An 11,257-nucleotide genomic window follows, 5' to 3' on the forward strand; every position below is an offset into this window, starting at 1 on the left:
TTCAGTTTGGCGAAGTTGATTCCGTCTTTCCCTGATGGTGAAACTGATCATCTCTTCGCTTTTCTGAAGGCGTCGATCATTGCCAACCCTCTGGTGGTGGCGCCGACCACCTCGGTGGCTGAGGCTGCGGCCCTGATGGCTCAGACCCTCGCTTCCCTGGGCCCGCCCAGCGACTTCCCCGACCAGGACAGCCTCCATCAGCACGCCCGGGCCAGCTGCGTGGTGGTGGTGGATCCGACGCAGCGCGTGCTGGGCAGTTTCAGCAGCATCGACCTGGTGGCGCTGGCCGCCACCGCGCCGTCCCTTCACGCCCAGACCATGGCGGAGGTGATGGTCCAGCCGGTGCTGTGCCTCCCGGAGCCGGAACGCCCTGGGCTGGTGGAGAGCCTGCGGGATCTGCGCCGCTGGGGGCGCCGCTATCTCCCCGTGGTGGATGAACAGGGCGCGTTGCTCGGCATCCTTCACCTCGACCAGATGCTGCGGGCCAGCCAGCGGCCCGCCATCGCGGAGGTGGACAGGGCCACGGAGCAGGACGGTGCTCCGCTGCGCCCTCGCTCGCTCCAGTCCCACCGGCTTCTGGTCGAGCTGGGCAGCCAGATCAGGGGCTCGATCGCGATCCATGACATTCTCGAAAGAAGCCTGCATCACTGCCGCGATCTGTTGGGGTGCAGCCGGGCCAGCATCTGGAGATTCGAGGATGGCTGGCGACAGGCGGTGGTGGTGGTCGAATCCACTGATTCGAGCCACAGCCTGCTGGGTGTTCGCTACGAAGACGGCTGCTTCGATCAGCGCCTCGTGGAGCTGTATCTCGCCGGGCATGTGCGGGTCATCGCGGACGTTGACCGGGCCGGCCTCTCGGAGTGCCATCGTCAGAAGCTGATCAGCCTGCACACCCGCGCCAAGGTGCTGGTCCCGCTGATCAGCGGCGGCACCCTCTGGGGCATGCTCCAGGTGAGCGAGAGCGAACGGCCCCGGGACTGGCAACCGGACGATGTGGAGTTTCTCAAGGCTGTGGCGGTGCAACTGGGCATCGCGCTGCAGCAGGACCGCAACTCCACCCTTCTGGAGGCCAGTGAGGAGCGGTTGCGCCTGGCGCTGAAGGCGGCTGACCAGGGCCTGTTCGACCTGAACGTCCAGACGGGCATGGCGATCGTGAGCCCGGAGTATGCCTTGATGGTGGGATACGACCCGGCGACTTTCGAGGAGACGAGTGAGCGCTGGCTCGAGCGACTCCACCCTGATGATGTGGAGAAGGCGCGCCAGACCTACAACGACTACCTCAGCGGCAAGCAGCCGACCTACAAGGTCGAATTTCGTATGCGCAACGCTGACGGTGACTGGAAGTGGATTCTCTCCCAGGGCAGCATCGTTGAGTGGGATGGGGCTGGGAAGCCCCTGCGCATGCTCGGCACCCATACGGAGATCAGCCAGCGCAAGCGGGCCGAACTGGCCCTGGTGCGCCTCAATGCTGAGCTGGAGGAGCGGGTGGAGGAACGGACGCTCCAGTTACGCAGTGAGGAGGCCAGGCTCCAGGATCTTTTCAACAACACCAATGATCTGATCCAGAGTGTGCGCCTCGAGGATGGGCGCTATGAGTTCGTGAACCGGGCCTGGTTGCGGTTACTCGGCTACGAACAGGCTGAGCTGGGCGCCCTCACGCTCTATGACGTGATCCACCCCGACAATGTTCCGCACTGTCGTCGGCTGATCGAGGAGATGCGGACGGGCTCCGTTCTTGATATTGACAGGATCGAACTGACCTTCCTCACCAGGGACGGGCAGGAGGTGGTCGTGGAAGGCAGCGTCAACTGTCTGCAGGAAGGGGGAGTGACAATCGCTGCCCGGGGCATTTTCCGCGACATCACCGATCGGAAGCGATCGGAACGGATGCTTCTGGAGCGGGAAGCGCGTTACCGGGCTCTGATGGAAGGGGCCAGTGATGCCATCTTTCTGGCTGACAACGAAGGCAGCCTGCTGGAGGTGAACCGCCGCGCCGAGGAACTGATGGGCCTCAGCAAAGAAGAGCTGATGCAGATGAATTTCGCGCAACTCCATCCCAGTGACGAGCAGCAGCGGGCCAGAGCCGCCTTCAGCAGCCTGGCCGATGGCCAACCCCGCCAGCTGCTCAATACAAGAATCCAGAACAGCAGCGGCCAAACCATCCCGATTGACATCACTTTTTCGCAGCTGAAGGTCGGCAACAGTGTGATCAACCAAGCCCTGTTCAGGGACATCGGCGAACGACAAAAGTCCGAGCAGATTGTTCGGCAACAGGCCCAGCGCGAAAGCCTGCTCAGAGAGGTGACCCAGCGAATCCGCCAGTCCCTCGACCTTCAGACGATCTTCGATACCGCCTGTGAAGAGATCAGACGTCTGCTGGGTGCCGATCGTGTGGGCGTCTTCCGGTTCCACGACGGCTCAGGCTTCAACGATGGCAGCTTTGTGGCGGAGTCTGTCCTGGCGGATTATCCGTCAGCACTGAAGGCCAACGTCCATGATCATTGCTTTGGGGATAACTTTGCGAGCCTCTATGCCAAAGGTCGCTTCTTCGCCTCTTCAGATATCGAGGAAGATCGCCTGGAAGACTGTCACCGAGATATTCTTTCGCAGTTTCATGTGCGTGCCAATCTGGTGATTCCCCTGGTGCCAGGGGATGTGTTGTGGGGATTGCTCTGCGTCCACCAGTGCAGCCATGCCCGTGAATGGTTGCCCAGCGAGATCGATCTGGCCCAGCAGCTGGCCAACCAGCTGGCCATCGCCACCCAGCAGGCCCTGCTCTACGAGCAGGTGCAGAAGGAGTTGGAGGTTCGGCAGCAGGCAGAGCAGCGCATTGCCCAGCAGCTCCTCCAGCAGGAAGCGCTTGCCATGATCGCCAACCGCATCCGGGAAACCCTGAATCTCGATGACATCCTTGGCATCGTCGCTTCCCAGGCAAGAGCGATTCTTCAATGCGAACGCGTCATCGTCTTCCAGCTGCATCCGAACGGCTCCAGCCAGATCGTCGGTGAATCAGTGGATCAAGCTTTTCCAAGCCTCATCAGTATGGGCTGGGAGGATGAGGTCTGGGATCAGGAGATTCTCGACAACTACTTGAATGGCGATCCTCGGATCGTTGCAGATGTGAGGAATGATCGCTGGACGGAGTGTCTGATTGATTATTCCAATGCCGGCCAGATCAAGTCGAAGATCGTGGCGCCCATCCTTGCTGATTCCTGCTCCACCACTGACAGCCGTTGGAATGCGCCGAACCGCCAGAGGAAGCTCTGGGGTGTGCTCGTTGCCCATGCCTGCAAATCCGTGAGGACCTGGAAGCCAACGGAGGCTCAGATGCTCCAGCAGATTGCCAATCAACTCACCCTGGCCATCAACCAGGGCGACCTTTTCAGGCAACTCCAGCAGGAGCTCACAGAGCGGCAGATCGCCCAGGCGCAGCTGACGGCGAGCAACAGTGATCTGGCTTTGACCAATGCTGAGTTGCAGCGGGCCACGTACCTCAAGGACGAGTTTCTCGCCAACATGAGCCATGAGCTGCGAACCCCTCTCAATGTGATCCTTGGGATGGTGGAGGGATTGCAGGATGATGTTTTTGGCGTGATCAACCAACGCCAGGCAAAAGCCCTCTCGAATGTACAGCTCAGCGCCACTTATCTGCTTGAGCTGATCAACGATATCCTTGACCTATCCAAGTATGATGCTGGCCGTCTAGAGCTCAGCTGCGCGCCAACCAGTATCGCCCAGCTATGCCAATCGAGTTTGGCATTCATCAAGCAGCAAGCCTCCGAAAAGGGGATCCAGCTGTCGATCAGCATGCAAGAAGCACTGCCCGAGCTCTTGATCGACGAGCGGCGTATGCGCCAGGTCCTGATCAACTTGCTCAGCAATGCTGTCAAGTTCACGCACTCCGGTGGCAAGGTCACTCTTGGGGCTTCCCTGCTGCCCGGCGTTCAGGGGGCTTCCGGTCGTTCCTCCCTTGATGGGATGTTGCGTCTTTCCGTCGTCGACACGGGCATCGGCATTGATCCCGACGACCAACAGAAGCTGTTTGAGCCCTTCGTTCAGATCGACAGTGCCCTCAACCGTCAATACGTCGGTACAGGTCTTGGACTGGTTCTGGTGAAGCGCATCGTCGAGCTCCACGGGGGCCGCGTCGCCGTGTCCAGTGCCCTTGGGGCTGGCAGCACATTCCATGTCGATCTGCCTCTCCTGCACCTGGCCACCAGCACCGCCGGCAGCATCGACAGCCCGCCGTCGAGCGAGATCTCCTGTCTGAGCACACCCAGCCGCTCCGCCCCCCTGATTCTGCTGGCAGAAGATAATGAAGCCAACATCACAACGGTGTCCAGTTATCTGATGGCCAAGGGCTATCGGGTGATGATCGCCAGAGATGGCCTGGAGGCCGTTGACATGGCGATGACCGCTGACCCTGCCCTGATCCTCATGGACATCCAGATGCCCGTGATGGACGGATTGGAAGCCATGCGGAACATCCGCGCCACTTCCATTCCGGCCTATCTGCCGATCATTGCCCTGACGGCTCTGGCCATGGATAACGATTGCGAGCGTTGTCTGGAGGCAGGAGCCGATCGCTATGTCAGCAAGCCGGTCACGCTGCGGAAGCTTGTGTTGATGATCGAGGAGCTTCTGACTCCGGAGCCGGCACGTTGATGGGGGCCTTTTCAATCCTGGTCATTGACGACCAGCCCTCGAACTTCGATGTGATCGAGGCCCTGCTCAGTTCCCCCCACAGCCAACCGGTCTCTGGTCATGCCTATGCGTTTCATTATGCGAATGGAGCCCAGAGTGCCCTCGACGGCCTTGCCTTCACCCGGCCTGATCTGATTCTGCTCGACGTCATGATGCCCGGCATCGACGGCCTGGAGCTCTGCCGCCGTCTCAAGGCCATGCCGGAATGGTCCGCCGTGCCGATCATCATGGTCACCGCGCTGGCCTCGAGGCAGGATCTGGCCCGTTGCCTGGATGCCGGCGCCGACGACTTCATCAGCAAACCGATCAACCGGCTGGAGCTGGTCGCACGCACCCGGTCGATGCTGCGCATTCGCCAGCAGTACCAGGAGCTTGAGGCGTTCAACACGCGGCTCGAGGGCCTGGTGGACGAACGCACCGCCCAACTGAAGAGCCTGCTCTACCAGGATCAGCTCACGGGCCTTCCCAGCCGAGCGTTTCTGACGACGTCGCTGGCGACGGCCTGCCTGGTCGACAACCCCCAGATGGCCGTGGCTTACCTCGACTGCGACGACTTCAAGCGGGTGAATGGCGCCTTCGGCCATGCCGTCGGCGACCAGTTGCTGCAGGCGATCGCCCAACGCCTCCAGGACCATCTCCGCCCCGGCGATCTGCTGGCCCGCATGGGGGAAGATGAATTCTGTTTTCTGCTCTTCGAGGCACCCGATGCCGCGGCGATTGCGAGGTGGGTGGAATCAGTCCGCGAGACTTTCCTTGCTCCGTTCTCCATTGGCAGCATCAAGATCCCAGTGACGATGTCCATCGGCATCGCCCTGGGCATGCAGACAGTCTCGTCACCGGAGATGATTCTCCAGGCGGCCGATGCGGCCATGTATCTGGCGAAACGGCGCGGAAAGAATGGTTCTGAGACGTTTGACAGTGCGCTTCACTTCGCCACCCGCGATCGATTGATTCTCGAGAACGACCTGCTCAGGGCTCTGGAACGGGGGGAATTCATCAATTACTACCAGCCCATTCTGCATCTGGGCTCCCGCCAGATCGTTGGATTCGAAGCGTTGGTGCGTTGGCAGCACCCCTCCCGTGGCCTGGTGCTTCCCGATGCCTTCATCCCTTGCCTGGAGGATTCCAGCCTGGTGGTGCCGGTCGGGCGCACGATTCTTCGGCAGGCGTGTCTGCAGCTACGTCGCTGGCACGATGGCGGCTGGCCCGGGCTCACGATGAGTGTGAATCTTTCGGCGCGCCAGTTCGAAAGCTCCACGCTCCTTGATGACATCGATGCTGTCCTGGCGGATACGGGGGTGGATCCCGCCACTCTCAAGCTGGAAATCACGGAAACGGCGGTCATGGGCGATCCGGAGGCGGCCACGCTGTTGATGCAGCAGATCCGTCAGCGGAAGATCGAGATCAGCATCGATGATTTCGGCACGGGTTACTCCTCCCTTAGCCACCTGAATCGGTTCCCGATCGACAACCTCAAGATCGATCGATCCTTCGTGAGCCAGTTGGAGGAATCCAATGACAATCTTAAAATCGTAGATACGATCATGAGCCTCAGCAGACAGCTGGGCTTGGCCGTGATCGCCGAGGGCATCAGCACCGCGCAGCAGCTGGCATTACTCATCGACATGGATTGTGAGTTCGGCCAGGGCTACCTGTTCTCCCGCCCCCTTCCCCGTGAGGAGATCGAGGCCCGGTTTCTCACCCTGCAGCCACGGCCCCCCGCACCAGCACCGGCACCCGCTTGAAGGCCGGGGTGCCGCAGCGGGGGTCGATCACGGCCTTCATGATCACGTTCACCTCCGGGTAGAACATCAGCGCCGCCCCCTCGCGGATCTCGCCGGGGATGATCTCCACACCTTCCAGGGCGCCCGCTTCCCCCTGCACCGTGACCCGCTGGTGGGCCGCCAGGCCGCAGCGGCGCAGGTCGGCCCGGTTCATCAGGATCGTGTGGCGGTGGGGCATGCCCCGGTAGCTGTCGCCGGCCTTGTAGACGACGGTGTTGTGCTGGCCGTAGCTGCGGGCGGTGATCAGGGCCAGCACCAGGCCGGTTTCCCCGGGCCCGAGGCCGCCGAAGTGCTCCGCCCCAGGCAGCGACAGCTCCGGCAGGGGGGTGGGCGCCACCCGGGCCCGGCCGCTGGGGGTGGGGAAGGCTGGGCGCTCGAACAGGCGCCCCTCGACGCTGAACTCCTGCCGGGTGGCATCGATGCGGGCAATCGGGCCGTAGCCGGGCACGGTGCGGCCGATCAGCTCCCGCACGTAGGACGGATCCTGCAGCCGCCCCCAGTCGATCGGATCGCTCCCCATCAGCCGCCGGGCCAGTTCGGCCAGGAATGACACCTCGCTGATCAGGTCGGCGCCGCGCAGGTGGGTGGTGCCCGGCTCGTTGAGGCGCACGTAGTTGTTGCCCGATTCGGTGGTGGTGCGGTGCGGCGTCTCGAAGCGGTTGAACACCGGCAGCACCAGGGTCTGGCGGGCCGCCAGGCCGTGGAAATGGCCCTGGTTGGGCTTGGTGGCCAGATACAGGATCGTGTCGATCCGCCCCAGGGCGCGCTTCGCCTCGGCGCTGTCGGGGTTGGCGCCCCAGAGGTTGCCCCCCAGGCACAGCAGGCTGTCGACCCGGCCGGCATCGGCGGCCTCGATCAGGGCGCGGGTGTCGTAGCCGGGCACCCGGCTCAGGGGCCGGCCCAGCAGCTGCTCGAGGGCCTGCTGCATCTCCGCCCGCAGCTTGACGGTGACCCCCATCGAGCCGAAGCCCTGCACGTTGGAGTGGCCCCGGATCGGCATGGTGCCGGCGCCGGGCCGGCCCACGTTGCCGCTGAGCAGGGCCGTGTTGGCGATCGCCTGCACGTTGTCGATGCCGTTGGCGTGGTGGGTGATCCCCATCGCCCAGGCGAACACCACCCCGCGGCAGCCGGCGATCACGACGGCGGCGTGCTCCAGCTCCTGGCGGCTGATTCCGCACGTCGTGGTGATCGCCTCCCAGGAGGTGGCCTCCAGCTGCTCCAGCAGCGCCTCCCAGCCCTCGGCATGGGCGGCCAGGAAATCGCGCTGCACGGCGCCGGCCTCCAGCAAGGCCTTCTGCAGCCCCAGGAACACGGCCGTGTCGCTGCCCGGCACGGGCTGCAGGAACAGGGAGGCGATCTCCGAGCCCGCCAGCATCGAGCGGATCGGGAAGGCGGGGGAGCCGAACTTCAGCAGCCCCACCTCGATCACCGGGTTGATGACGATCACCGTGCCGCCCCGCTGGCGCAGCTTGATCAGCTCATTCATCAGCCGCGGGTGGTTGGCCGGAGCGTTGGAGCCCACCAGCACCACGCAATCCGCCTGCTGCAGGCTCTCCAGGCTCACCATCGAGGTGCCGGAGCCGAAGACGGCATTGAGCCCCACGGTGGAGGGGGCGTGGCAGAGGTCGGAGCAGTCGGCCAGGTTGTTGGAGCCCATGGCCCGCAGCAGCAGTTGCAGCAGGTAGGCGGCCTCGTTGGAGGAGCGGCCCGAGCTGTAGGAGGCCACCCGCTCAGGCGGGGCCCGGAAGGCGGCCTCGGCGATGGCGAACACGTCGTCCCAGCCGATGCGCTCGTAGTGGCTGCCGCCCTCGCGCAGCAGCAGGGGGTGGCTGAGGCGGCCGAGGCGGTCGGCCTCCATCGAGGAGAGCTGCTGGAGGTCCGCCAGGCTGCGGCGGCCGAACACGCCCTCGCTCACCGCCGGCTGCAGCTCGGCCATGATCGCCTCGACGCTCTTGAGGCAGCGCTGCAGCGGCTCCCCCAGCTCGTCGACGAAGCCGCCGTGCTGGCCGCCGGTGCCCCAGGCGCAGGAGAGGCAGGCGCTCTTGTGGTTGAGGGTCTGCCAGAGCTTCGGGCCCCGGGGGCTGAGGGTGGCCTTGGCCCAGCCGTCGATCAGGGGCCAGCCGCCGCCCTGGCCGGGCGTGGCGGCATCGGCGGGGCTGGCGTTGTCGCTCATCGGGCCGGCCGGAGTTGGCCCTCACTCTGGCCGCTGGGATCCCCGGGTGGGGGGCCTGGGGCTACCTCCGGATCGTGTCGGCCCGGCGAGAATCGGGCCGGCCGCGGAGCGAGGCAGCGCCCATGATCCGGCATTTCGACCACGTCACCGTCGTCGTTCGCGACCTGGTGGCAGCCCGGCAGTTCTTCGGCCTGCTGGGCTTCGTCGAGGACAAGGCCGTGCTGATCAGCGGGCCCCAGTTTTCCGACTACATGGGGGTGGAAGGCCTCGTGGCGGACCACGTGACGCTCGTGCTGGCCGGCGCCACGCCGCGGCTGGAGGTGCAGCTGCTGCACTACCGCCACCCGGACCCCCTGCCCGAGCCGGCCATGGACAACCTGGCCCGGGTGGGGTTCAACCACATCTGCTTCGCCGTCGACGACCTGGAGGCCACGGTGGCTCGGCTGCAGGCCGGGGGCGTCCAGCTCCGCAACGGGGTTATGGAGTTCCACCACCGCAAGCTGGTGTTCCTGCGGGGGCCGGAGGGCATCACCGTGGAGCTGGCGGAATGGAAGGGTGGCGTCGCCCCCTAGCTGGCGACGGCCAGCAGGGCATCCAGGCGGCCCTGGCGCTCGAGGGCGTAGAGGTCGTCGCAGCCGCCCACATGGGTGTCGTCGATGAAGACCTGGGGCACGGAGCGCCGGCCGTCGCTGCCCCGGGCCACCATCGCGTCGCGGGCGTCCTCGTCACCGTCGATCACGTACTCCGTGTAGGTCACGCCCTTGCGGTCGAGGAGCTGCTTGGCCCGGATGCAGAAGGGGCAGAAGCGCCAGGTGTAGATCTCGACCTTGGGCATGGAGAGCACGGATGAGTCGGGTGCGGCCATTCTGTCGAAATGGCGGCCCGCCGTCCGTCATGGAGATGACGCAGGCCCTTCGGGAGTGTGTCCCCCACCAACCTTTCGAGTCCCCACCATGCAGTACGCCGTTCTGATCTACGAAAGCGAGCAGGACTTCGCCGACCGTCCTGGCCTGATGCCGGCCTACGCCGCCTACTCCCAGGCCCTGGCCGAGGCCGGCCACATGGCCGGCGGCGAGGCCCTCCAGTCCGCCCACACCGCCACCACCGTGCGCCTGCGCCACGGGGAGCGGCAGGTGCAGGACGGACCCTTCCCCGACAGCAAGGAGCAGCTGGGCGGCTTCTTCCTGATCGATGTGCCCGACCTCGACGCCGCCCTCACCTGGGCCGCCCGCTGTCCGGCGGCGGAGCGCTGCGCCGTGGAGGTGCGGCCCGTGCTCGCCATGGAAGCCCACTGAGATGGAGGGCCGGCGGGCGGCGGAACTGGCGGCACGACAGTCCTTCGGCAAGCTGGTGGCCTGGCTCACCGCCCACTGCGGCGATGTGGCGGCGGCGGAGGACGCCCTGGGCGATGCCTTCCTCGCTGCCCTGCGGCGCTGGCCCGTCGAGGGGGTGCCCCGGGCCCCCGAAGCCTGGCTGCTGGTGGTGGCCCGACGGCGCCTGATCGACCGGGCCCGCCGCGACCGGACCCTGGAGCAGCTGCTGCCGGAGCTGGACGCCGCGGCCCCCGGCCTGGATCCGGACACCTCGGAGAACGCCATGGAGATTCCCGACGAGCGGCTGCGGCTGCTGTTCCTCTGCGCCCACCCGGCGATCGACCCGGGCCTCCAGGCGCCGCTGATGCTCCAGACCGTCCTGGGGCTCACCGCCAGCCGCATCGCGGCGGCCTTCCTGGTGGCGCCGGCCACCATGGGCCAGCGGCTGGTGCGGGCCAAGGCCAAGATCCGCGACGCCGGCATTCCGTTCGTGCTGCCGCCCGACGAGGCGCTGCCGGCCCGCTCGGCGGCGGTGCTGCAGGCGATCTACGCGGCCTACACCACCGGCTGGAATGGTGGGGGCGACGACGGCCGCGACCGGGGTCTGACCCGGGAGGCGGTGCTGCTGGCGCGGCTGTGCGCCGCCCTGCTGCCCGAGGAGCCGGAGGCCGGCGGCCTGCTCGCCCTGCTGCTGCACTGCGAGGCGCGCCACGGGGCCCGGCGGGCCGCCGACGGCAGCTACGTGCCGCTGCTGGAGCAGGAGCCGGGCCAGTGGGACGCCGCCCTGATCGCCGAAGCCGAGGCGGCCCTGACCCAGGCCTCCCAGGCGGGGAAGCCCGGGCGCTTCCAGCTGGAGGCGGCGATCCAGTCGCTCCATGCCCACCGTGCCGTCAGCGGCAGGGTCGACTGGCCGGCCCTGCTGGGGCTCTACGACGCCCTGCTGGCCCTGGCCCCGAGTGCGGGGGCCCAGGTGAGCCGGATCGCCGTGCTGGCCGAGCTGGCGGGTCCCGCCGGCGCCCTGGCCGAACTGGACGCTGTGGCCGCCGCCGAGCCGGCCCTGACGGAGCACCAGCCCTGGTGGGCGCTGCGGGCCCACCTGCTGCAGCGGACCGGCCAGGCCGGTGAGGCCCAGCAGGCCTACCGGCGCGCCATCGCCCTGGCGGACGATCCGGCGGTGCGGGGGTTCCTGGGCCAGCGGGCCGCCGCGGCGGCCCCGGCCTCGGCTCCGCTCCCTGACGATCCCGGTGATCGCCGGCATGCTGGGCGTCCCTGAGGCCTCGTTT

7 protein-coding genes are annotated in these 11,257 nt (G+C 66.0%); 5 read left to right on the forward strand and 2 right to left on the reverse strand.

Annotation, left to right across the window (positions count from 1 at the left end):
• The first annotated feature begins 15 nt into the window (after positions 1-15).
• Both KUG38_RS05985 and KUG38_RS05990 read left to right on the forward strand, forming a co-directional pair.
• Positions 16-4,665 (forward strand): GAF domain-containing protein, encoded by a 4,650-nt coding sequence (locus KUG38_RS05985; RefSeq protein ID WP_216919828.1) that lies wholly within the window; start codon positions 16-18, stop codon positions 4,663-4,665.
• Positions 4,665-6,449, forward strand: a complete 1,785-nt coding sequence (locus tag KUG38_RS05990; RefSeq protein WP_216919830.1) for an EAL domain-containing response regulator — start codon at positions 4,665-4,667, stop codon at positions 6,447-6,449. Before KUG38_RS05985 ends, KUG38_RS05990 begins: the two co-directional genes overlap by 1 nt.
• Here KUG38_RS05990 and KUG38_RS05995 read toward each other — a convergent pair.
• The gene (locus KUG38_RS05995; protein WP_216919832.1) at positions 6,403-8,661 is read right to left on the reverse strand and encodes an FdhF/YdeP family oxidoreductase; all 2,259 of its coding nucleotides are present in this window, start codon (positions 8,659-8,661) and stop codon (positions 6,403-6,405) included. The two genes, KUG38_RS05990 and KUG38_RS05995, sit on opposite strands and share 47 nt — an antisense overlap.
• Before the next feature lie 122 nt (positions 8,662-8,783).
• Between KUG38_RS05995 and KUG38_RS06000 the strand changes: the two genes are divergently transcribed.
• On the forward strand, positions 8,784-9,233 hold the full coding sequence (locus tag KUG38_RS06000; protein ID WP_216919833.1) for a VOC family protein: 450 nt from the start codon (positions 8,784-8,786) through the stop codon (positions 9,231-9,233).
• Here KUG38_RS06000 and grxC read toward each other — a convergent pair.
• On the reverse strand, positions 9,230-9,496 hold the full coding sequence (grxC, locus tag KUG38_RS06005) for a glutaredoxin 3 (RefSeq protein ID WP_216919836.1): 267 nt from the start codon (positions 9,494-9,496) through the stop codon (positions 9,230-9,232). The genes KUG38_RS06000 and grxC overlap by 4 nt on opposite strands.
• Positions 9,497-9,614: 118 nt before the next feature.
• Between grxC and KUG38_RS06010 the strand changes: the two genes are divergently transcribed.
• A complete protein-coding gene (locus KUG38_RS06010) occupies positions 9,615-9,956 on the forward strand; it encodes a YciI family protein (RefSeq protein WP_190610140.1) in 342 nt (113 codons plus the stop codon).
• Between the two features lies 1 nt (position 9,957).
• Complete coding sequence (locus tag KUG38_RS06015; RefSeq protein WP_216919838.1) at positions 9,958-11,247, forward strand: RNA polymerase sigma factor; 1,290 nt, start codon at positions 9,958-9,960, stop codon at positions 11,245-11,247.
• The last annotated feature ends 10 nt before the right edge of the window (positions 11,248-11,257 follow it).

This window comes from Synechococcus sp. CCAP 1479/9, assembly GCF_019038535.1.
Taxonomy (GTDB): domain Bacteria; phylum Cyanobacteriota; class Cyanobacteriia; order PCC-6307; family Cyanobiaceae; genus Cyanobium.

What these genes read in the sequence shown, in the direction of transcription:
- KUG38_RS05990 (WP_216919830.1), top strand. Translation starts at nt 4,665, where the DNA reads ATGGGGGCCTTTTCAATCCTGGTCATTGACGACCAGCCCTCGAACTTC.
- KUG38_RS06015 (WP_216919838.1), top strand. Translation starts at nt 9,958, where the DNA reads ATGGAGGGCCGGCGGGCGGCGGAACTGGCGGCACGACAGTCCTTCGGC.
- grxC (WP_216919836.1), bottom strand. Translation starts at nt 9,496, where the DNA reads ATGCCCAAGGTCGAGATCTACACCTGGCGCTTCTGCCCCTTCTGCATC.
- KUG38_RS06010 (WP_190610140.1), top strand. Translation starts at nt 9,615, where the DNA reads ATGCAGTACGCCGTTCTGATCTACGAAAGCGAGCAGGACTTCGCCGAC.
- KUG38_RS06000 (WP_216919833.1), top strand. Translation starts at nt 8,784, where the DNA reads ATGATCCGGCATTTCGACCACGTCACCGTCGTCGTTCGCGACCTGGTG.
- KUG38_RS05995 (WP_216919832.1), bottom strand. Translation starts at nt 8,661, where the DNA reads ATGAGCGACAACGCCAGCCCCGCCGATGCCGCCACGCCCGGCCAGGGC.